14 protein-coding genes and 1 tRNA gene are annotated in these 23,316 nt (G+C 35.2%); 6 read left to right on the forward strand and 9 right to left on the reverse strand.

Translation table 11 applies throughout. The features are described from left to right. Window positions 1–22: 22 nt before the first annotated feature. The 3 genes from rpsB to rplM all read right to left on the reverse strand — a co-directional run bounded on the left by rpsB (window position 23) and on the right by rplM (window position 1,801). On the reverse strand, window positions 23–790 hold the full coding sequence (gene rpsB / locus ACNH59_RS07090; protein ID WP_418264720.1) for a 30S ribosomal protein S2: 768 nt from the start codon (window positions 788–790) through the stop codon (window positions 23–25). Between the two features lie 169 nt (window positions 791–959). Next, complete coding sequence (gene rpsI / locus ACNH59_RS07095) at window positions 960–1,346, reverse strand: 30S ribosomal protein S9 (RefSeq protein ID WP_418264721.1); 387 nt, start codon at window positions 1,344–1,346, stop codon at window positions 960–962. After that, complete coding sequence (gene rplM / locus ACNH59_RS07100; protein ID WP_418264722.1) at window positions 1,346–1,801, reverse strand: 50S ribosomal protein L13; 456 nt, start codon at window positions 1,799–1,801, stop codon at window positions 1,346–1,348. Before rplM ends, rpsI begins: the two co-directional genes overlap by 1 nt. 512 nt (window positions 1,802–2,313) lie before the next feature. Here rplM and ACNH59_RS07105 point away from each other — a divergent pair. Next, on the forward strand, window positions 2,314–3,363 hold the full coding sequence (locus tag ACNH59_RS07105) for a LacI family DNA-binding transcriptional regulator (protein ID WP_418264723.1): 1,050 nt from the start codon (window positions 2,314–2,316) through the stop codon (window positions 3,361–3,363). Window positions 3,364–3,513: 150 nt separating this feature from the next. On the opposite strand, the gene polA is transcribed toward ACNH59_RS07105, so the two are convergent. The 3 genes from polA to ACNH59_RS07120 all read right to left on the reverse strand — a co-directional run bounded on the left by polA (window position 3,514) and on the right by ACNH59_RS07120 (window position 13,940). Beyond that, window positions 3,514–6,363, reverse strand: a complete 2,850-nt coding sequence (gene polA / locus ACNH59_RS07110; RefSeq protein ID WP_418264724.1) for a DNA polymerase I — start codon at window positions 6,361–6,363, stop codon at window positions 3,514–3,516. A 521-nt stretch (window positions 6,364–6,884) separates the two neighbouring features. Then, complete coding sequence (locus ACNH59_RS07115; RefSeq protein WP_418264725.1) at window positions 6,885–12,695, reverse strand: DUF3320 domain-containing protein; 5,811 nt, start codon at window positions 12,693–12,695, stop codon at window positions 6,885–6,887. A 12-nt stretch (window positions 12,696–12,707) separates the two neighbouring features. Then, the gene (locus ACNH59_RS07120; protein ID WP_418264726.1) at window positions 12,708–13,940 is read right to left on the reverse strand and encodes a DUF2130 domain-containing protein; all 1,233 of its coding nucleotides are present in this window, start codon (window positions 13,938–13,940) and stop codon (window positions 12,708–12,710) included. A 620-nt stretch (window positions 13,941–14,560) separates the two neighbouring features. Here ACNH59_RS07120 and ACNH59_RS07125 point away from each other — a divergent pair. Together ACNH59_RS07125 and ACNH59_RS07130 are read left to right on the forward strand one after the other, a co-directional pair. Next, window positions 14,561–15,793 (forward strand): metallophosphoesterase, encoded by a 1,233-nt coding sequence (locus ACNH59_RS07125; RefSeq protein ID WP_418264727.1) that lies wholly within the window; start codon window positions 14,561–14,563, stop codon window positions 15,791–15,793. Between the two features lie 75 nt (window positions 15,794–15,868). Continuing rightward, window positions 15,869–16,165 carry a thioredoxin family protein gene (locus tag ACNH59_RS07130; RefSeq protein WP_418264728.1) on the forward strand — a complete coding sequence of 99 codons (297 nt, stop codon included), beginning with the start codon at window positions 15,869–15,871 and terminating at the stop codon, window positions 16,163–16,165. Window positions 16,166–16,171: 6 nt separating this feature from the next. Here the strand turns inward: ACNH59_RS07130 and ACNH59_RS07135 are convergent, their stop codons facing one another. After that, window positions 16,172–16,807, reverse strand: a complete 636-nt coding sequence (locus ACNH59_RS07135) for a polysaccharide deacetylase family protein (protein ID WP_418264729.1) — start codon at window positions 16,805–16,807, stop codon at window positions 16,172–16,174. Window positions 16,808–16,901: 94 nt separating this feature from the next. After that, entirely contained in the window at window positions 16,902–20,189 is a 3,288-nt protein-coding gene (locus ACNH59_RS07140; protein ID WP_418264730.1) for a DUF2723 domain-containing protein, read from the reverse strand. Between the two features lie 240 nt (window positions 20,190–20,429). Here ACNH59_RS07140 and ACNH59_RS07145 point away from each other — a divergent pair. Then, a tRNA-Gln gene (locus tag ACNH59_RS07145) sits at window positions 20,430–20,500 on the forward strand. Between the two features lie 52 nt (window positions 20,501–20,552). Here the strand turns inward: ACNH59_RS07145 and ACNH59_RS07150 are convergent. Next, a complete protein-coding gene (locus ACNH59_RS07150; protein WP_418264731.1) occupies window positions 20,553–21,377 on the reverse strand; it encodes a universal stress protein in 825 nt (274 codons plus the stop codon). Between the two features lie 174 nt (window positions 21,378–21,551). On the opposite strand from ACNH59_RS07150, the gene rimP reads away from it, so the two are divergent. After that, complete coding sequence (gene rimP / locus ACNH59_RS07155) at window positions 21,552–22,016, forward strand: ribosome assembly cofactor RimP (protein ID WP_418264881.1); 465 nt, start codon at window positions 21,552–21,554, stop codon at window positions 22,014–22,016. Between the two features lie 13 nt (window positions 22,017–22,029). Continuing rightward, a complete protein-coding gene (nusA, locus tag ACNH59_RS07160; RefSeq protein ID WP_418264732.1) occupies window positions 22,030–23,283 on the forward strand; it encodes a transcription termination factor NusA in 1,254 nt (417 codons plus the stop codon). Window positions 23,284–23,316 lie beyond the last annotated feature (33 nt).

Below are 23,316 nucleotides of genomic sequence, written 5' to 3' on the forward strand. Positions count from 1 at the left end.
AATTTGGAATTTAAAATTTGATTTATTCTTCAGTTGCAGGAGCTGCTTCTTCAGTTGCAGCAACAGCAGTTTTGTCAGTAGCTTCAGCTTCTTTTTCAGAACCTCTTTCAGAAAGTCCTTCAGTAACAGCAGCAGTAACTAAAGATAAAATTTTATCAATTGATTTAGAAGCATCATCATTTGCAGGGATAACATAATCTACCTCACGTGGGTCAGAGTTTGTATCAACCATTGCGAAAACTGGAATGTTTAATTTTTGTGCTTCTTTTATTGCGATGTGCTCAGCTTTGATATCTACTACGAATAAAGCAGCAGGTAATCTAGACATATCTGCGATTGAACCTAAATTTTTCTCTAATTTAGCACGAAGACGATCTACTTGTAAACGCTCTTTTTTAGAAAGAGTCATGAATGTACCATCTTTCTTCATTTTATCGATAGTAGCCATTTTTTTAACAGCTTTACGGATAGTTACGAAGTTAGTTAGCATTCCACCTGGCCATCTTTCAGTGATGTAAGGCATGTTTGCAGCAGCTGCTTTTTCAGCTACGATGTCTTTTGCTTGTTTTTTGGTAGCTACGAATAATATTTTTCTACCTGATGCAGCGATTTTTTTCAAAGCTTCGTTAGCTTCTTCAATTTTTGCTGCAGTTTTATATAGATTGATAATGTGAATTCCATTACGCTCCATATAAATGTAAGGAGCCATGTTTGGATCCCATTTTCTAGTCATGTGTCCAAAATGAACACCTGCTTCTAGTAATTCTTTTACTTCTACTTTGTTTGACATTTTTGTACTAGTTTACGTTCGTTGATTAGCAATGTTCCTTTTACCTTTTGGTGTTAGGCTTCATTTAGATGCTAAACTAATCTCTCACCTCAGTGAGACATCACAACATTGTTTTAAATTCAATAATAAATTCAATAAGTCTTGTCCCATTTGAACAAGACAGGCAATATTAACGTTTAGAGAATTGGAATCTCTTACGAGCTTTCTTCTGACCGAATTTCTTACGTTCAACCATTCTTGGGTCTCTTGTTAATAATCCTTCTGGTTTCAAAATCCCTCTGTTTTCAGCGTTAACTTCGCACATTGCACGAGCTAATGCCATTCTTACAGCTTCTGCTTGACCAGTTGAACCACCTCCATAAACATTTACTTTTACGTCAAAGTTTGAAGCGTTCTCTGTCATAGACATTGGTTGCAATACTTTGTACTGTAAAGTAGCTGTTGGGAAGTAAGTTGCGAATTCTTTTTTGTTTACAGTGATTACTCCTGTTCCTTCTGAAACATAAACACGTGCAACAGCGGTTTTTCTTCTACCGATTTTGTGAATAACTCCCATTACTTAAGATCGTTTAGGTTAACAGTTCTTGGTTTTTGAGCTCCTTGTTTGTGCTCAGAACCAACAACAACATTTAAATTTCTGAAAAGTTCAGCACCTAATTTGTTTTTAGGCAACATTCCTTTTACTGCTTTTTCTACTAAGGCTGCAGGGTTTTTTGCTTGCAATACTTTAGCAGTTAAAGTTCTTTGTCCTCCTGGGTAACCTGTGTGACGCATGTAAATTTTCTCGTCCATTTTGTTACCTGTAAGGTTGATTTTTTCTGCGTTGATAACAATTACGTTATCTCCACAGTCCACGTGTGGTGTATAACTTGGCTTGTACTTACCTCTTAAAATCATAGCGACTTTTGAAGCAAGACGTCCTAAGTTATGACCGTCAGCATCTACAACGATCCACTCTTTTGTTGAGTTGGCTTTTGTTGCTGAAATTGTCTTGTAGCTTAATGCGTTCACAATAATATATTTTAATTAAACATTCCATCCCCAATAAAGGGGTTGCAAAAGTACAATTAATTATTTTAAATACAAATAGCTTAAAAGATTATTTTATTTGTGGTTTGGGCTGATAATCAATTGTCTATTTATTTCAGATGGTTGAAGTAGTGATAGCTGTGGTGGGATATGGTTTGAAGTGTGTGTGTTTTTTGTTTTTTATGAGGTGTTTTAGGATTTTGGATCTGAAGCTATTCTAGGTCAATAGTGTTGTTTTAACAATAGTTTTTTAGCTAAAATGCTGATTTCTTAGGGCTCATTTTTTTGAGTTATATTTTTATAGTCGTCTTGATTTTCAAAGTTTGGGAGTTCAATTGTTAAAATTAGTATTAAGTGTTTTTGTCTTTTTTATTGGTGTTGTTTAATTCATTATCTTGCGCTTTGGAATTAGAATTTTGGTATTTGCTGTAAAATTGTATTGGTGATGCTTTTATATTTTTTACAGCAAAATATTAGATTAAAAAAAATGAATTATGAAGGTAAAAGCAACTCTTAAACAAATTGCAAAAGAACTTAATGTTTCCGTTTCTACCGTATCAAAGGCGCTAAATGATAGCCCAGAGATTAGTGAATTAACTAAAGTTAAGATTAAGGAGTATGCGAAACTTAAAAATTATAAGCCTAATGTAATTGGGTTGAATCTTAAGAATAGGAAAACCAAAACCATTGGAGTAATCATACCTAATATATTGAATTCGTTTTACGCTAAAGTTTTTAGTGGTATTGAAAAAGTAGCCGATAAAAAAGGGTATAATGCTATTACTTGTATTTCGAATGAATCTATTGTAAAAGAGGTGAATACTTTAGAGATGCTGAGTAATGGAACAATTGATGGGTTTATTTTGTCTGTTTCAGAAGAGGCTCAAAAACTACAAGACTACTCTCATTTCTCTGATATTATTAATGAAGGAACGCCAATAGTGATGTTTGATCGTATTGCTGATGAAATTGATTGTGACAAGGTAATTGTAGATGATTTTGATTCGGGTATCAATGTGACGCAACATTTAATTGATTTAGGATGTAAAAATATCGCTTTGATTTCGTCTATCGAAAATTTGAGCGTGGGTAAATTACGAACCGAAGGCTATTTAAAAGCCTTAAAAGATAACGGAATTCCAATTAACGAAAATATTATCCTTAGAACAGATTGTGAAGAGGATATGAAGTCGAAGTTGGAAGTTATTTTTGCAAACAATAAAATTGATGCTGTTTTTGCTTTAGACGAAAATGATTCTGTTGCTGCTTTGAGAATTGCAATCAAAAATGGATACAATGTACCTAAGGATTTATCAATTATAGGTTTTGCTGACGGAATTTTAGCATCACGTAGATTGTCGCCAAGTTTAACCACGGTTAGTCAGCATGGAGTTGAAATTGGAGAAGTTGCGGCTAAGTTATTAATTGATCGTTTAGAAAACGAAGACGAGATTGAACCTCCTTACGAAACAGTAGTCATCAAAACGAAACTGAAAGAAAGAGAGTCTTCTAGAAGTAAGAAGAAAGGCAGTCGAAAGAAATAAATACTAGTGATACTAACCTTTACAGATAAAAGAAAACCATTCTTAGAAATTTAAGAATGGTTTTTTTATGTAGGTCAAAAAACGTTGAATTATTGTAACTAGTCTGGGTGAATTTTTTGACGACTAAAAAGTTAAACTAAACAGTTTTGGTTAATGCGCTTCCAGCCAATCTTTCCCCATTCCTAAATCAACTACTAGTGGTACTTCTAGTTTAAAAGCATTTTCCATTTCGTGCTTAATCATCGGTTGGATTTTTTCTAGCTCATCATTATGCACATCAAACACAAGCTCATCATGTACTTGCAGCAACATTTTTGATTTCCAGTTTTCTGATTTCAGTTTGTTGTGAATGTTAATCATCGCAATTTTGATAATATCGGCAGCTGAACCTTGAATTGGGGCATTGACCGCATTTCGTTCGGCACCACCACGAACAATGGCGTTTTGTGAATTGATGTCTTTTAAATAGCGGCGTCTTCCTAAAACGGTTTGGACATAGCCGTTTTCTCTGGCAAAATCAATTTGCTCATTGATAAACGACTTCAATCTAGGGTAGGTTTTGTAATAAGCCTCAATCAAATCAGCGCTTTCTGAGCGGGAAAGATTGGTTTGGTTCGAAAGTCCAAAAGCCGAAACCCCATAAATAATTCCAAAGTTGACCGTTTTAGCATGGCTACGCTGTTCGCGAGTTACTTCTTCCAAAGGCACGTTAAAAACCTTAGAGGCAGTTGATTTGTGGATGTCTTCGTTGTTTTGGAAGGCTTTAATCATGTTTTCTTCGCCACTTAAAGCTGCAATCACACGCAATTCTATTTGAGAGTAATCGGCAGAAACCAAAGTGTAGTTTTCATCACGAGCAATAAAAGCTTTACGGATTAAACGTCCTCTTTCGGTACGAATCGGGATGTTTTGTAAGTTGGGGTTATTCGAACTCAAACGTCCTGTTGCGGCAACAGTTTGCATATAATCAGTATGAACACGTCCCGTTTTTTCGTTTACTTGTGTGGGTAAAGCATCAATATAGGTGCTTTGTAGTTTTACCATTTGTCGCCATTCGAGGATATCGCGTACAATTTCATGCTCGTTAGCTAAATAGCTTAGGACCTCTTCGCCAGTAGCGTATTGTCCTGTTTTGGTTTTCTTTTGTTTAGGGCCGCCAATTTTTAACTTGTCAAATAAAATATCACCCAACTGTTTTGGCGAAGCCAAATTGAATTTCTCACCAGCGGTTTCGTATATTTTTTGTTCCAAAGCTTGGCTTTCAGCTGCCATTTCAGTTGACATGGCGTTCAAGAAAGGAACATCAAGGTTGATACCTTCGGTCTCCATAGCTGCCAAAACTGGTACGAGCGGAATCTCGATTTCGTCAAACAATTTTTGAGTCGCTGTTTTTTCGAGTTCTACTGCAAACAACTCTTTCAATTGGTAGGTCACATCAGCATCTTCAGCAGCGTATTCTTTGATGTCTTCAAGCGCTACATCGCGCATTGATTTTTGGTTTTTGCCTTTTTTGCCAATCAAATCTTCAATGGATTTAGGCGAATATTTCAAATAGGTTTCACTTAAAATATCCATATTATGACGCATATCCGGATTAATCAAATAATGCGCAATCATCGTATCAAACAATTTTCCAGCGACATTAATTCCGTAATTAGCCAAAATCTTCAAATCGTATTTTATGTTTTGTCCTATTTTTTCAATGGCTGGATTTTCAAAAAACGGACTAAATTTCTCCGCCAACGCTTTGGCTTCGTCTTGATTTTCGGGAAAGGGCACGTAAAATGCTTTTCCTTTTTCATACGAAAACGACATACCCACTAATTCTGCATGTAAAGCATCCAGTCCAGTAGTTTCGGTATCAAAGCAAACCGAAGTTTGTTTTTGTAAATTTTGCAACAGCAATTTAAGTCCTAAATCACCTTGAACAATTTGGTACGAATGAGCTGTGGTTTCCAGTGTTCCGTAAAATTGCTGGTGGACTACTTCGCTATCGTGAGTAGGTAAGGTTGCGGAGAACAGGTCAAATTGTTCTTCGTTCTTTGGTTGTGGTTTTTTATATAGTTTGGCGTCATCTACAGCAGTGTTTTCTGTTTGCGTTGCTTGTGATGACGGACTTTTGAAAATAGCATCAAACTGCTCTGCCATTCTACGAAACTCTAGTTCGTTGAACAAAGCATCCGTTTTCTCGACATCAGGAGTGTTCAACTCATAGTCCTTTTCGTCAAAAGTCACAGGACAATCCAGTAAAATAGTGGCTAATTTTTTAGACAATAACCCCAATTCCTTATTGGCTTCAATCTTGGCTTTCATGGCGCCTTTCAGTTCGTGAGTGTTGGCCAATAGGTTTTCCATAGAGCCATATTCGGCTAGGAATTTTTTAGCAGTTTTCTCGCCCACACCAGGTAATCCAGGAATGTTGTCAGCAGAGTCGCCCATCATTCCTAAAAAGTCAATCACTTGCTCAGGTCTTTCGATTTCAAATTTTTCCAAGACCTCAGGAATTCCCCATATCTCAATGCCATTCCCCATTCGGGCAGGCTTGTACATAAAAATATTTTCTGAAACCAATTGGGCAAAATCCTTGTCAGGAGTCACCATATACACCTTATAATTTTCCTTTTCGGCTTGTTTGGCAATAGTTCCTATCAAATCATCCGCCTCATAACCCGCTACTTCTATAATCGGAATGTGCATGGCCTTCAATAATTCCTGAATGTAGGGAACCGCAATTTTGATCGCTTCGGGTGTTGCGTCACGATTTGCTTTGTATTCAGGAAACATCTCGTTTCTTAAAATGCTTCCCCCTTTGTCAAATGCTACTGCTAAATGGTCAGGTTTTTCACGCTTAATCACATCCATCAGCGAATTCATAAATCCCATAATCGCTGAGGTGTCCATTCCCTTAGAGTTTATTCTTGGATTTTTGATAAAAGCATAATAACCTCTAAAGATTAAAGCATAGGCATCGAGTAAGAAAAGGCGTTTTTGAGCAGACATAATGAAAAATTTTGTCGTAAAAATAAACAAACCTTTTTGAAAACCTCGTTTTTCTCCCGTTCAAAATCCCTCTTTTTATTATTTTTTGGGCGTGCCACCAGTAAGCCAAAGGGCAATTGCATGAAGGAACGAAAATCCATTGGCTTCCTGCTGTCGTGCTATCCGTTACAAGTCCTCAACCCATTTCGCTAGCGCTACATGGTTTTGCGGGCTTTCCACTGCTATCACTCACGCGGGAGCAGCGGAATAATTACGATTTTTATCCTGCAAGGTCTTTTTTTTGACCTTGTAGGCGTCTAATTAAATCGAAAACAAACCTGCAAGGTTTTGCAAACCTTTTTCTGGGACGCTTTCAGCGTGACAAACGGGACTACTGCTAGCTCGTTACGTTTGTCATTTTGTAGGAATCCCAGGAATTGTGAGTTTCATAAATTAGAGTTGAAGTTGTCACTGAAAGTGTGTAAGTTGTAAAGTTTAGGTTTCGGGTTTTAAAATCGGATATTTTTTGATGTAGCATTTTTTTATTTAACAATCACTTTTATTCGGTTATTTTCTTTTTTTACTTTGTTTTGTTTTACAGCAGTGTCAATAGAGTATCGCAACAAAGCATCAATCTGTTTGCCTACTTTTGCAAAGCCGAATGTGCGGGCTAAGTAGCGAAGTAATTCATCTTCTTCAATACTTAAATTGTTTGATATAACTTCGTCCAATGCTACTATCACTTCTTCGGGAGCAATGTCCTCCATGTTTCGTTTTTCAATGTCGTTGCTTCGATAGCAGTCCAATGTCGTATTATTGCTCCAATAGAATGGTTGATGATGAGTTGTTTCAACTACATTCATCTCTTTGATAATTCCTTCTAAATGTTTGTCTAATCTTGCTCCTGCACGACTTGTGTTCCATGCTTGCAATATCTTTTTATACAACAAACTTTTGCTGATAGGGGCTTCTGTGTCTACCAAAGATTGTATTTGTTGTTTGATAGCATTCCGGTTTTGAAATTCAAAAATAGTCTCACTGTTCGCAGAGGAGACAGAAGCTAAAGAGGCAGCTACATAAGGTTTTTGTTTGCTTGTATTATTTTTTGTCTCCACTTCATCAAGCATCGCTTTTATGGGTTCAAATTTCGGTTCAACAATGGGTTCTACAATTAGTTCTTCTTTAATATCTGGCTGTGCTTGCAGATATTTTACCTTTTCTATTATTGCGTCAATAATTATGCTTGAATTTTCAAACCAATCCATTGTCCAAATGCGGTGAATATTCCAACCTAATGCTTTTAATACAGATGGCATTACCATTTCCCTGTCATTTGTTGTTTGTGCATTGTAATAATAATGTCCGTCAATTACAATCCCCAAAATGTATTGTTGTGGTTTGTATGGGTGCACAATTCCAATGTCTACTTTAAAACCAGAAGTTCCAATATTACATTTAACATTTAATCCCTTTTCCTGTAGTTTTTTGCTAATGGATGCAGATAAATGTTGTTTTTCCAACGCTTTCTGAATATCTTCGGGGCGAACACTTAAATGTCCCTTTTCAGCAAATTGTAAAAATGCTTTAAGTCCTGCCACGCCTTCGGCAGATGTACGGCTTAAATCTATTTGGTCTGCATGTAGTGTTGAGAACAGGTGCATTTCATATCTTGCACGAGTTATGGCTACATTTAATCTACGCCAACCGCCATCACGGTTTAAGGGGCCAAAATTCATACTCATTTTTCCTTCTTCATCAGGTGCATAACACACGGAAAAGAGAATTATATCACGTTCATCACCTTGCACATTCTCTAAGTTCTTTACAAATAGAGGTTCGTTACTTTCATTGGCATATTCTTCCAATTTTGTGTCGCTCATAAAGAGCTTTTGTAGCTTGTCTTCAATCAGGTTTTGTTGCGTTTGACTAAATGTAACAACTCCTATACTCAATTTTCGCTTTTGTGAATTGTTGTAGTGAGATTGGATGTATTTCACTATTTCATCCGCTTCAAACTTGTTGGTTCGAGTTTTTCCTTTGTCATAAAACCCCTTGATTTGGTGATACTTTACTTTTCGGTTCAAATCATCTGATGAAGGGAAAGTAAGTAGTTTGTTCTCATAATAGTTTACGTTGCTGAAAGCAATTAAACTTTCGTGCTTGCTGCGATAGTGTCGCAACAAATATTTTGAAGGAACTGATAAGGACAAACAATCATCCAATATACTTTCCAAATCTTCTACATCCATATTTTCTTCATCCAATTTGATTGTGCTGAAAAACGAAGTAGGAGGCATTTGTTTTGGGTCGCCCACAATCACCGCTTGCTTCGCTCTTGCTAGAGCACTTACTGCTTCACAAGTTGGTAATTGCGAAGCCTCATCAAAAATCAAAATATCAAAATGCTTTGTGTTTACATCAAAATACTGTGCTACTGAAATCGGGCTCATTAGCATACAAGGCGCAATACGTGGCAACAGAGTAGGAATTTGGTCAAACAGTTTTCTAATGCTCAATCCTCTGCCTCTGTTTTTAATGGCTCGTTGTAAAATACCAATTTCAGAACTTTGCATAGCCTCGGCTGTGGTGTTTGGTAATTGTGCAGCTAACTTTACTCGTAATTCCTGAATGGTGAGATACTGAAAGTCTTTTGCGATTTTTTTATACTGCTCAATTTTACTTTCAAACAGATCTGAATTAAACAAACTCAATGCCTCGTGTTGAGAAATAACACGTTGTGCAAAGGAAGCATGAACGGTGAGATGAAAATAATCTATCAGGTTTTCAGTATTGCATAATTTGTTTTCGTATGCGTTTATGAGCCAATGCAACAGTAATGTTTCTCCCTGCTTACGAAGTTGCACATAGTTCATCCAGTTTTTTAAATGGGGAAGATGTGTCTGAATGTTATTCAGTTGATTTACAGTTTCGGTATTCCAGTTTTCATTCTGTTGAAACAGGACACCTGTAAGTGTTTCGTAACTTTTGGCTTGTTGATTGAATGTTGTTGCAAGCTGAATGAAATCGGTAATGTCAGATTGGTACTTTTGTTTAATTTCATCAGAATACTGTATGTTTTTTTCCTGCCAAACTTGAACCCATTTGCCAAGAGCATTACGCTCCCAGCTATTTGTTGTATTCCCTAACTGCTGAACTAATGCAGCTTTATTCCCAATATCAGTTAAATCTGTTTGTTCGTTTTTGAACAAATTTTTCAATGCTTGTTGCACATTACCAAAACGACCTTGCTGCAATAGGTATTGCACCTCCTGTAACTGATTATTGTAAGAGAAAAGTTGTTCAACTTCGTTGTCATTATTGAATGGTGCATTTCTAAAAATAGATAACTGTTTTTTGATTTTTCGTGATTGCAACCACTTTGGCAAGAACCAACTTTGTTGTGCCTGTTTCCATTGAATTTCTGTAGCTGAAACATCTGTGGTTAAAATATTACGATTGTAGTCTTTTAAAATGCTGTTTAGAACTGTTAGATATTGATTAAATGCTTTACTCCATTCTTCATACACGTTGTAGTTTTCTTTATCGGATAAATACCGAACAAGTTCTAACGGAATGTCGGGTAGTTTTTGGAATGCAGTTACAACTTGAACAAATTGTTCCCACTCCGATTTAGTTTGTATTGAAAAAGGAAAATGTATTGCCTTCGCCAACGATAGATATTTGCTTTCAACATCAGGTAAAAGGTTCAAAAGTTTTTGAGTGTGTGCAGAAATTTCGTCATTTATTGAAGGTGAATATTGCGGCAAATTCAAAGCATTCAGTGGGTTTTCAGATGGATGAACAATTAAACTCGCAATAGATTGAAATTGCGGAAGCCAATCTGTCCATTGTTGCCATAGTACGGAATTTAGTTGTTTCAGAACAGCTTCGGAAATAAAATTCTTTGGGAACTTCTTATCGTGGTAATTTTCTAAAGCCGTTATACTGTCGTGCAAACTCCAACCAACTTGTTGTTTTTGATGCAATACGTTTACATAATCGCTGATGGCTTTTTTTGCTGTATCTAATCGTTGTGCTTCTTGTTGAAAGTCTGTTGTTCGTGAAAGTTTTGCAGTTTCTATTGATTTAGCTAACTGCTCTAACACATCCGATTTTTTTGATTTGTTGGAGTGTAATTCTAAGGTAAATGGAGCAAGTCCGATTTGCTCCAATCGCCTATGCACAACATCTAATGCGGCTTTTTTAGCAGCAACAAACAAAACTCTTTTGCCACGATACAACGCATCTGCAATAATGTTTGTTATTGTTTGAGATTTCCCTGTCCCGGGAGGACCGTGTAAAATGAAACTTTGTCCATTTTGTGCAGCAATAACAGCTTCCATTTGCGAAACATCTGTTGGAATAGGTAGTACTACCGACTCAGAATTAATGCTGTCAAAATCATTTGTAGCCTGTGGTTCGTGAATTTCATTAAATATTAATTTTCCATTAACTAAACTCCTCACCATGTCGCTTTTTAGTAAATCTTCTTGGTGAACTACAATGTCTTTCCATAGAATTAACTTGCTAAACGAAAAATTTCCTAATACCAGTTGTTCTTCAACATCCCATCCCTTTAACTGCATTACAGCCCTGCGGAGAATTCCCATTACTTTTGCTACATCAACTCCTTTCTCATCTGTAGGAAGTTGTTCTAAGGCACTTAAGTTCAGTTCATATTCTTGACGAAGAAATTCTACCAATGTAATATTTATCATAGTTTCTTCTTCACGGCTCTTTAGTGTAAATTTACTAATAACAGATCTTCGACTAATCTCAACAGGTATTAATAGAATGGGAGCATATCGTGGTTGTTCAGGTGTTTTTCTGTCAAACCATTTCAGAAGGCCTACAGCTAAATACAAAGTACTTGAGCCGTTTTCTTCAGTGGCTTGCTTTGCATTTTTGTGAATATAGACGAGAATGTTATCTAAGTCTTGTTGATGATAATTGGTTAATAACCTATTATGTTTGAATTCATCATTTGCTAATTGGTATAGTGGTGATGAATGATGTAGCGGCTGGGTAAATAAATTATACTTCCTTAAAACATCAGCATTAGGATTGGGCATTATTGAAAAACTTTTGCCTTCTGAAAGCGTGTCTTCCAAATGACTGATGTCTATATCGATCAATTGGAGCATATTTCGGGTAATATGCAAATTCAATAAATTATTACGAAGTGATAAGTCTAAAAGTTTTCGTTCCCATATTTTTTGCTTTGTTTTTGGCTGCTTTACTTGTAATAATTCATCATCGTATATTGTCCCGATTTCAAACTGTTTTTCCATTGCAGTTGTTTCTATCTGTTTTAAAGCTTCTTCGTCAAGCTGTATTCCAGTGGAGTTTGTTAGCAACGGCAATGGACGAATGCGAAGCGTTCTTGCACGTTTTATATCAACTGAAAGTAAAAAATCTTCTTTCTGTACTAACTGAGCTTCGGCTGCATTAAGTGCATCACTAAATTTAATACTAATGCCTTTACAAACACTTGTTGCTTCAATTACTGCCATTTCTCGAATGCCTTTAGAAAGACGTTTAGTAATAGCCGTTTTGTCATCATTTATTACTTCAGGAAATTTATCGTCCTGTAGCCAGCATCCAACAAAGGCGTGTCCGCGAACAATTATCAGAATTGGGTTTAAATCAACAGCTTCTAAACAAGCAGCAAATAACAAGCTAATATCAATGCAATTGCCAAATTTTTCTTGTTGTATAGTGTTTAACAAACGTAATCTTTGCCCTATTTCTTCATAATCAGGAGGTAACGAACTGTAAATAATTTCTTCACCTTGTATTGATGTGTAAATTGCTGACATAATCTGCAAAACACGTTCTTGATCACTACTTTGATATCCTTCAAAAGCCGTTTTTAAACCCTGATCTTCAAGTATATCAATAGCTTTTCGTTTTATGTGATAGATATATGGGTGATTGGGTGTAATGTAAGTGGCAATTAACTCTGGTAAAATTTGAAATCCCCCAAAATGCTCTAATGGATGAACATTTATTGAAATTACTTCTTTAATAACAACCTTTTCATTTTCAATGACTTCAATTGTGAAAAATACCTTTTCAGTTTCTGAAAGTTTATTTAAAAACTCACGGTTTACCTTCAAATTCTCTAAAGGAATTTTTACTTCTTTCTTTGCTGGTACAAATGAAACATTAAAAGAAAATGGTTCAATACAAGATAGGTCAGCAATTATTTTTACTTCAAGAGGGGCAGAATCAAAATCAGAAGAGTTTTCAATGCTCAATGACTGAACGGGTTTAATGTCGTTCAGATACAATGAAATGTTTAAAAGTGGCAGTGTTTGGTTATGTAGTACGAGGGTAGATTGTTCTTGCATGATTTCATTGAATTATTTGAGTTCGTCAAATTTTGCTTTCATTGTTGGATTCCCGTGAGTTAACTTTTTTATGGTTAGATCTTCTGCTTTTTGATTTGCGAGACGAAGATTATTGTCTGATGAGAGTAAAGCGTCTTTAGTTTTTTGCAAATGATCTATAGTTTTGTCTATTTCATCAATTGCCGTCTTGAATTTACGACTTGCCAACTCATAATTCCTTGCAAACCCATCTTTAAATGCGTTTATCTTTTCTTCAAAATTTGTAATATCTATATTCTGATTTTTGACTAAGGAAAGTTCTGCTTTATATTGCAGTGAGTTCATGGCGGCATTGCGGAGCAATGTAATTATGGGGATGAAAAATTGAGGACGGACAACATACATTTTATTGAATTTGTGTGATACATCCACAATTCCCGAATTATAATATTCGCTATCAGCTTCTAAAAGTGATACAAGAACTGCGTATTCGCATTTTTTCTCTGTGCGGTCTTTGTCTAATTCTTTTAGAAAATCTTCATTTCTCTTTTTTGTTGCAGTCTCATCACCTTCATTTTTCATTTCAAACATTATTGAAATTATTTCGTTTCCTGCTTCGTCTGTTTCTTTATAAATAAAATCGCCTTTGCTTCCAAATTTAGAATCATTGTCCTTTTCGAAATATGCTCTTTGAAAAGCTGTTGCCCGAAGTTTATTAAACTCCGTTTCGCAATGCTGTTCAAGTGTTTCACCAATCATTTTAGTTGATAGTTTCAACTTCATATCTTTTCTTAATGCAATCTCTTCATCCTTGTGTCTTATAATTGCATCTTTCTCTTTTAATGCAGCAGAATATTTTTCATTTAAAGATTTTTCAAGAAGTTCTTTTTCGGTGTCTTTAAGTTTTATGACGTTTGTCAAGTCGTCTCTCTCCTTTTCAACTTTTTGAGTTGCTTCTGTAATTGCCAGTTTTTTGGCAATTTCTGCGTTGTCAAGTTTTGCTTTAAGTTGAAGAAACTCTGTTTCTTTTTGAGCTTTGAGTTCAGTAAGTTCTTTGTCTTTTTTTAACAGTTGTTCCTGCAAAGAATTTTTAATATTTGCCTCTGCTAATTTTACAGCACTTTCTTTTTCTTTATCTGCGAGTGCTAGTCGTTTTAATAACTCCTCCTCAAATTGGTGGTCACGAACTTGTTTCAAAATGTCAGCAAAACCGGCTTCATCAACTTTAAATGCTTTTTGGCAACTAGGGCATATTATTTCATTCATGTCGTTTATTGTTAATTGTGTCAAATTCGTTATTATCTTCTTCGTTTAGTTGTAGCAGGGTTGTAAATAAAAAAAAGCAAATAGCTAGTTTACAATTGCATATGATCAATCTAATTTGTTATGATGTAAAATTTTTATTTATATAATATTGTTTTTATACCTTTTCAAATATATTAAAATATTCTTACAAATTAACTATGAAATAAATTTGTAAATCCTGTACCTGTTGGATTCGCAACTTTTTAGTTATCACTATATCCTAGAGAGCAATGTTATTAATTTAAGTGTGTTTTGTGTCCTATTTACGAAGGAGAAATCGTATCAAGAAGTTTCGTGATACTCGAGCAAGCCTTTGCTGACCTTGTGTGGGACGCTTTCAGCGTGACAAACCGGGACTACTGCTAATCCGTCTAGTTTGTCATTCCTTAAGAATCCCAAGAAAAGTGAATACTTTGTCTGTGACGCTTTCAGCGTGACAAACGGGAAAGGGCAGACTGCGTTATGGTTAATCCGTTTAGTTTGTTTCGTCCTAAAAAAAAATAAGTATTGAAGTTAAAGTTTATTTAAGATCTTCTTGTTTCCTTTGGATAAGTTGTTATTTTGTGTAAAAATGTAGTGTAATGGGTTTTAGGTTATTGTTTTTTTTTTCGATATTGTTGTTTGTGGAATTGTATGCCTACCAAGCAATAAAGACGCTGATTAGAGGAAAATGGTGGTTGATTGGATATGCGGTTTCAAGCCTAGTATTGTTTGGGTATATCGTCTATTCATTTCTAAGTTTTGATCGATCGGTGGGTCAAACAAAGCAGACTTTGCTGACAATGGGATTGATGTTGTTAGTGTATATTCCAAAAATTGTCTTGGCATTGGTGCTGATGGGTGAGGATTTATACCGATTGATTTCGGGCTTGTTTCGTGCTGCTGTGGGAGATTCTTCGGATGGTTTTTTGGCAGCCCGACGTACTTTTGTAAGTCAGATAAGTTTAGGTTTGGCTTCGATTCCATTTTTGTCATTGATTTACGGAATGACCATTGGGAAGTATAATTACAAAGTCATCAAACAACGCATTTATTATCCGGATTTGCCTGATGCTTTTGATGGTTTTAGAATTACACAAATTTCAGATGTACATTCAGGGAGTTTTGACGATCCTGATAAAATAAATTATGCCATTGATTTGATAAATGAACAAAATTCAGATATGATTTTGTTTACTGGGGATATTGTCAATACACATGCGACTGAAATGCATCCTTGGATTGAAACTTTCAAGCGTATTCATAAACCAGCTTTCGGAAAGTATTCCGTTTTAGGGAATCATGATTATGGAGAATACATTGATTGGAAGACTCAGGAGGAGAAAGACGATAATTTTGAAGGTATAAAAAAATTATACGGTGATATTGATTTTGAACTTTTGCTAAACGAACATCGTTATATTGAGAAAGACAATCAGAAAATTGCATTGATAGGTGTTGAAAATTGGGGACGTAGTTTTAAAAGAGCTGGCGATATCAATAAAGCTTCGTCTGGGGTAAATCAGGAGGATTTTAAGGTGGTGATGACACACGATCCTTCACATTGGGATTCTGAACTGAAACAACATGCTAAGAATTTTCAATTGACGCTCTCTGGACATACGCACGGAATGCAATTTGGTATTGAAATTCCTGGTGTTTTTAAGTGGAGTTTAGCGCAGTATATGTATCCGCAATGGGCAGGTTTGTACGAGACTTTGGGGCGTTATATCTATGTTAATCGTGGTTTTGGGTTTCATGCCTACCCTGGTAGAGTAGGAATTATGCCTGAAATTACGGTGATTGAACTAAAAAAAGGAGAGAAACTAGCATAATTCGTTAAAAATGCTACATTTGTAAATTAATATCTATTTTTTTTAGTAGATTTAAAATATTAAATTTTTGGTTTTATGTCAAAATTTGGAGAACTTATAAGCGCACACGTGCCTGTGTTGATTGACTTTTACACAGAATGGAATGAAGCATCATTGTCTATGCATCCTGTAATAAAGGATGTGGCTGCTGCACTTGGCGATAAAGCTAAAGTGATTAAAATTGATGTGGATAAAAATCAAGAACTAGCCGAGGCTCTACGAATCAAGGGACTTCCCACATTGATGATTTATAAAGAAGGACAAATGATTTGGAGGCAATCAGGAGAACTGGACGCTAATAGTATCATAGCGATTGTTCAAGAACAATTGTAATTAAGGCTATGGTATAGTTGCGTATTGGTATTTTTTCTGGTCAATAAATTCTAATACTTTTGGGAGTGTGTATTTCAAATTTTGAAATGCTTTGACACTGTCGTGAAATATAATAATACTTCCTGGTTTAATATTTGAAATTACGTTTTTAAGGCATTTTTCTTGTGAAATGCTTGTGTCAAAGTCGGCGCTTAGTACATCCCACATAATAATTTTATATCCTTGTTTTTTCAAAGCGTCTAATTGTGCGTTGTTCATCTTACCATAGGGTGGACGAAAAAGATTGGTTTTTAAACCAAATTTTGAAAAAGTTTTAGCGCAATCCTTTACATTTCTGAGATATTCTTTAGTTGTAGTTTTCCATCCATTCAAATGGTTAAATGTGTGGTTGCCAACGGCATGTTTGCTCTGTATTATTTTTTCAAATAATAAGGGTTGGTCTTCGATGTTTTTTCCTAGACAAAAGAAAGTAGCAGTGGCATTGTGTTTTTGTAATTGTTCCAAAACCCAATTGGTAATCTCTGGAGTTGGGCCGTCATCAAAACTGAGGTATATTTTGTTTTCTGCATTAGGAATGTCCCACACATATTTTGAAAATATCCATTTGATTAACGAATTTGTTTTGATCCAGTAAAAGCGCATTTTGTAGTTATTTTTAGAGACTTTAAGTTATAAAAAAGTGCAGCAATTTCCAAATGATTGCTGCACTTTTTTATAGGATTTTATGCCCTTTGATTTATTCCTTTTCTCTTTCGAAATGCTGGAATATTTCAATGTAATTGTTGAATGTTTTTTTATTCTTTTCGAAGAAAGTTAAATCTCCATTTTCTTTCATTACCTGTAATAAGCTTCTGTAGCGCTCAATGTCAGTTATAATGTCGATTGCAATTTCTGATTGTTCATTTGGACTTAATTTACTGTAGTAATTTAAGTTTTCGCGGTATTTTACAATCAATTGGTTTAATAAATCTTGTGCTTTGGTTACGTTATTAGTTTGGTAGTATCCTTTAGCAAAAGGTTCTAGTAAAGAATAATAGCCAAATTTCTCCAAAGGCATTTTAGTCATGGCTAAGTCGATTATTTTTTTAGCTTTGTCCATTTTGCCTTCTTCGATCAATTTGTCCATTAAGCGCGCCATATTTGTTCTGTAAGTGATACTTTCTCTTCTGGTTTCAGGGTCATGATAAATTTTGTTGCTATCGCTATTTCCCCAATCCCAAGACATGATGATGTTGTACATTTTTTCAGAATCGATTTGTCCCATATCTAATGGGCTACTTTCTTTAGGAATCGGTGTTTTAAGCGGGACAAGTCTGAAAACCATTCCGTCTAATTGTAGGTATTCTTTCATCCAAAGGTAATCTTCATTATCATAGGCTCCACCACTGAAATAGATAGGTCTTTTCCAGTTATTGTTAGCGATAAGGTCTAACATCATCAAGCGGTTTTTGTAAAGCGCGCTTCCTTTGATGTCAATGTCAATATAAGGGACAATAGAATCGTTGTATTTTGGAGCGACTACTTTGTTTTGGATGATTGCATTTTTATCTACAGGGATTCTTATTTTGTTAGTAGGGAAAAAGTGGATGGTTTGTCCATTTTGTAACCCAACAGTGGACTTAGGATTCTTAATGAATTCTATTAAGTCTTTTAGTTCCCATCTGCTTTCTGTTTTTGGAATGTAGGCCACATAGTCTAATTTATCTCCCACATATTGGTCGTGAGTAAAAGAAATAGGCAATGGGTCTGATTCATAGGTTTTCATTTTCATTTGGTCAATATACCAGTCAGTCATAAATAGACTAGTGTTGACAATCTTAATGTCAGTTCTAATTCCTTCTATTTCTTGGGCGTACCAAAGCGGGAAAGTGTCGTTGTCTCCAATGGTGAATAAAATAGCGTTAGGGTCGCAGGAGCTTAGGTAAGCTTTGGCCATAGCTAAGGCAGTATATTTGTCTGAACGATCGTGATCATCCCAGTTTTGTGCAGCCATTAATACTGGTGCGGTCAAAAGGCAAGCCGAAATGATAATAGGTCCTGCAATTTTTGGTGCTAAATAGGTTTGTAGGCTTTCATACAATGAGTATACTCCAAAGCCTATCCAAAGTGCAAATACGTAAAATGATCCTACTAGTGCATAATCTCTTTCTCTAGGTTCAAATGGTCTTTCGTTTAAGTAGATTTTTAAAGCGATTCCCATAAATAAGAATAGCATAAAAAGTACGTAAAAGCTCTTGCGGTCTTTGCTAGCATGATACATGATTCCAATCAAACCAAGAATGAAAGGAATAAAATAATAAGTATTTCTTCCTTTGTTGTTTAAAACATCCGAAGGAAGGTTTTCTTGAGGTCCCAAATGTGTTTCGTCAATAAATTTAATTCCGCTTAGCCAGTTTCCGTCTAAATGGTCATATCTTCCTTGATTGTCACTTTGTCTTCCAACAAAATTCCACATCAGGTATCTCCAGTACATATAGCCGAATTGGTATTCGAACATAAAACTGAAATTGTCTGTAGTTGTAGGTTTTTCTACAATTAGATATTCACCATAGCTTTTTAAGAATTTTACATAGCCATCGTTGTCAATTTGTTTTTGAGCATAAGCCAGTCTGAATTCTGAAACAGTTTTTTCTACTTCATTTTTCAATTGTGCAATAGCTTTGTTGTAATCTTCTTCGCTTATTTGATTGACGTCTATTCCGTATTTTGCTAAATCTTCCTCGTACGGATAGTTTGGATTGATCTTAAATGCGGGTGGATTGGTGAAATTAATATAGTTTTCAATATGTTCAGAGCTCCACATTCTTGGGAGAATGGTTTTGTGGTAGTCATCGCTATTTTGAACTGCATTTTTAAAGTTGTTTACGATAACATATTTTCCAGTTTTGTAATCTCGTTCGTAGTTGGGTGCTTTGTCTAGATAAGGTGTTTTAGGGTCTAAGCCGGCGAATGTTTCTGTATATTGAGGTCCGTAAAATAAAGGATTTACTCCGTATTGTTCGCGATTGTAATAGGCCAAAACTTCAGCCGCGTCCGAAGGTTTGTTTTCGTTGATAACAGTGTTGGCATTGGCGCGGATAGGAAGCATTAGCCAAGTTGAAAACCCAATTAATATGAATAAGACACATAATAGTAAAGTGTTGTAATGTACAAAGCCTTTTTCTTTGGTGTATTTCAAACTAAAATAGAAGAAGACAGCAACTAACAAGCCTACAAGGATGGTTCCAGAGTCAAATGGCATTCCGAAACTGTTCACCAAAAAGATTTCACTTTTACCAAAAAACGCCATCGTTAGTGGTAGTAATAGTTTGAAAATGAATAATAGAATGGAGATAACTACAATGTTGGCTATTGTAAAGTTTTTTACAGTAACGGTTTTGTAGTGTTTAAAATAGTATAAAAGTCCAATAGATGGAATTGTTAATAAGGCCATAAAATGCACCCCAAATGAAAGTCCAACTACTAATGAGATAACTAATAGCCACTTGTTTCCTCGAGGTTTGTCCATGTCTTGTTCCCATTTCAATCCAAGCCAAAAAAGCAGGGCGATGAATAAGGAAGCCATAGCATACACTTCGGCTTCAACAGCATTGTACCAAAAACTATCTGAAAATGTATATGCTAAAGCGCCTACAAAAGAACTTCCTAGTATGGCTATATTGTTTTCCTTAGTTAATTCTTCTTTTGATGTAGCTCCAATGATTTTGGCAAGTATTATGGTGGATGACCAAAACATGAATAATATCGTGAAGGCACTAGATACAACTGAAGTCATGTTGACCATTAAGGCTATCTGTTGGTTGTCTGTAGCAAACATAGCAAAGAAAGCGCCTATCATTTGGAATAATGGAGCTCCAGGAGGATGTCCTACTTCAAGTTTTGCTGAGGTTGCAATGTATTCACCACAATCCCAAAAACTCATAGTTGGTTCAACTGTCAAGCTGTAAGTGATTAATGCTACTGCAAATGTTATCCAACCTACAATAGTATTCCATTTATTGAAATTGAATGCTGCTTTACTCATGTGTCAATTTTTAGTTGTATTTTTAATGATGCAAAGAAAATGTTTTTTTGCGGAAACTGTAGGGCATTAACAAAAAATTCTAGGAAATGGGTGTCAATTGGTAAATCATTGATTTTTAGTTTCTTTTGTAGTTTTGAATTTGTTAATTTTTTAAATTGAATTTTTTTTTGATAAAAATTGCTAAAAAAGTTTGTGAAAACTAAATATTATTATAAATTTGCACCCGCAATAACGCACTATTGGTCTATGGTGTAATGGTAACACAACTGTTTTTGGTGCAGTCTTTCTAGGTTCGAGTCCTAGTAGACCAACGGAAAAAGCCTCTCAATTTTGAGAGGCTTTTTTGTTTATGTGTATTTCAGATTAAATTTTGAAAGTTAGCACGGGTTTGACTGCATGATTGACGAGGTCTTCGCTGATGCTTCCTGTGAAGAAATGAGTTAAACCTGTTCTTCCATGAGTGCAAAGTGCAATAAGATCTGCGTCTATTTCGGAAGAGAAATTAATAATTCCTTTTTCAACATTTGTATCGTTGTAGAGATGAGTGGTGTAATTTTTTAGATTGAAGTTTGCGATAAATTCTGATGTCATTTTTCTTGCTACGATTGTGCTTTTGAAACTGTTAGGGGTACAGATGGTGACTAAAGTTAGTTTTGCGTCAAAGATTTTTGAAAAATCAATCAATTTTTGGAACGGAGCTTTTGTTTCTGCAGAGAAGTCTGATGCAAATACAATATTTGGTTGGTCTAGATTGATTTTATTGTTTTTTACAACTAAGACAGGAACGTTGGATTGTCTTACTATTTTTTCAGTATTAGAACCTACAAGAATTTCTTCAATGCCTGAAATTCCTTTAGAGCCCATTACGATCAAATCAATTTCATATTTTTTCAAAAAAGTTAAAATGCCTTCAGAGGCTTTTTCGAATTTTACGTGTTTGGTGACCGTTATGCCTTTTAGGAATTCTCTCTGGGTGTTTTCTTCCAGTATTTCGTTGGCTTTTTTGATGAATAACATAATTTCGGGGATTCCTGCAGCACCTGTAATGGCATCGTTCATTTGACTAGGTATTTCTAGCATATGAAGTAGTAGTATTTCTGCATCGGTTTTTTTTGCGATTTCAGCAGCTGTTTTTAATGCGTTTTCAGCATGGGGTGAAAAATCGGTAGGGACTAAAATTAGTTTCATAATTTCAAGATTTGTATTATGGGAAAAATCTTTGTTTTTGGTTACAATAAAGATAAGAAATATTTTAACATCAATGTATTTTTTTTGATTTATAAAAAAAACACTATATTTGCATCGTTATTTATTAAAATCTAGATAATGAGGGGACTAATAGTCCCCTCTTTTTATAAAAATATGGTGTTTAAAGAGAAGGTAAATTTATTGTTGTTAGAAGCGTTATCCGAAAGACCATCATTGTTTTTGATTGATGTTGTGATCACGGATGCGTTTAAAATCATTGTGACAATTGATGGAGATAATGGCGTTGTTTTGCAAGATTGTATCGATTTAAGTAGGGCTGTTGAGGCTAATTTAGATAGAGAAGAGCAAGATTTTTCGCTAGAGGTTGCTTCCTTCGGGGTTGGAGCTCCGTTGAAATTTGTGAGACAGTACAAAAAAAACATAGGTAGGACGCTCATTGTCAAAACAGAAACAGAAAATATAGAAGCAGAATTAGTAGATGCTAATGATGATTTTGTAATTTTGTCATGGCAAGCTAGAGAGCCTAAGAAAGTAGGAAAAGGGAAAGAGACAGTTCAAAAGAAATTAGAATTGTCTTATGGAGATATAAAAGAAGCAGTTGTTACAGTAACATTTTAATTAAAGAATTCGCATGGAAAATTTAGCATTAATCGATTCATTTTCAGAGTTTAAAGATAATAAACTTATTGATCGTGTAACGCTTATGGCAATTTTAGAAGATGTATTTAGAAATGCATTGAAGAAAAAATACGGTTCAGATGATAATTTTGACATAATTATAAACCCTGATAAAGGGGATATGGAAATTTGGAGAAGACGAGTTATTGTTGCTGACGAAGATCTAGATTTTGAAAACGAAGAGATTACGCTTACTGAGGCAAGAAAAATTGAAGCTGATTTTGAGATTGGTGAAGAGGTGTCTGAAGAGGTGAAATTAATTGATTTAGGAAGGAGAGCTATTTTGGCTTTGCGTCAAAATTTGATTTCTAAAATTCATGAGCATGATAATACAAATCTTTACAAGCAATTTAAAGATTTAATTGGGGATATTTACACTGCCGAAGTGCATCATGTAAGACCAAGAGTGGTTATTTTAGTGGATGACGAAGGGAATGAAATTGTTTTGCCAAAAGAAAAACAAATTCCTTCTGATTTTTTCCGAAAAGGAGATAATGTACGTGGGATTATTGAAAACGTGGAATTAAAAGGAAATAAACCTCAAATTATTATGTCTAGAACTTCGGAGAAGTTCTTGGAGAAATTGTTTGAGCAAGAAATTCCTGAAGTTTTTGACGGTTTGATTATGGTTAAAAACGTTGTAAGAATTCCAGGTGAAAAAGCAAAAGTAGCCGTAGAGACTTACGATGATAGAATTGATCCAGTAGGAGCATGTGTGGGAATGAAAGGTTCTCGTATTCACGGAATCGTTCGTGAATTAGGAAATGAAAACATAGATGTTATTAATTATACTAATAACATTCAATTGTATATAACAAGAGCATTGAGCCCGGCGAAAGTTTCTTCCATTAAAATTAATGAAGAAGCTAAAAGAGCTGAGGTTTTCTTGAAATTAGAAGAAGTTTCTAAGGCTATTGGTCGTGGAGGTCATAATATCAGATTGGCCGGTCTGTTGACAGGTTATGAGTTAGATGTTATACGTGAAGGTGATATTGCTGGAGCAACTGCAGATGAGGACGATGTAGAATTAACAGAGTTTTCAGATGAAATAGAAGAATGGGTAATTGAAGAATTTGCTAAGATTGGATTGGATACTGCTAAAAGTATTTTGAGACAAGAAGTGGAGGATTTGGTTAGAAGAACAGACCTAGAAGAGGAAACAATTCTAGATGTAATGAAGATATTGAAAGAAGAATTTGATAGTTAGTATGAAATACTTCTAACAACACAACAAAAAAGG

Source organism: Flavobacterium faecale (genome assembly GCF_048320115.1).
GTDB lineage: Bacteria > Bacteroidota > Bacteroidia > Flavobacteriales > Flavobacteriaceae > Flavobacterium > Flavobacterium faecale_A.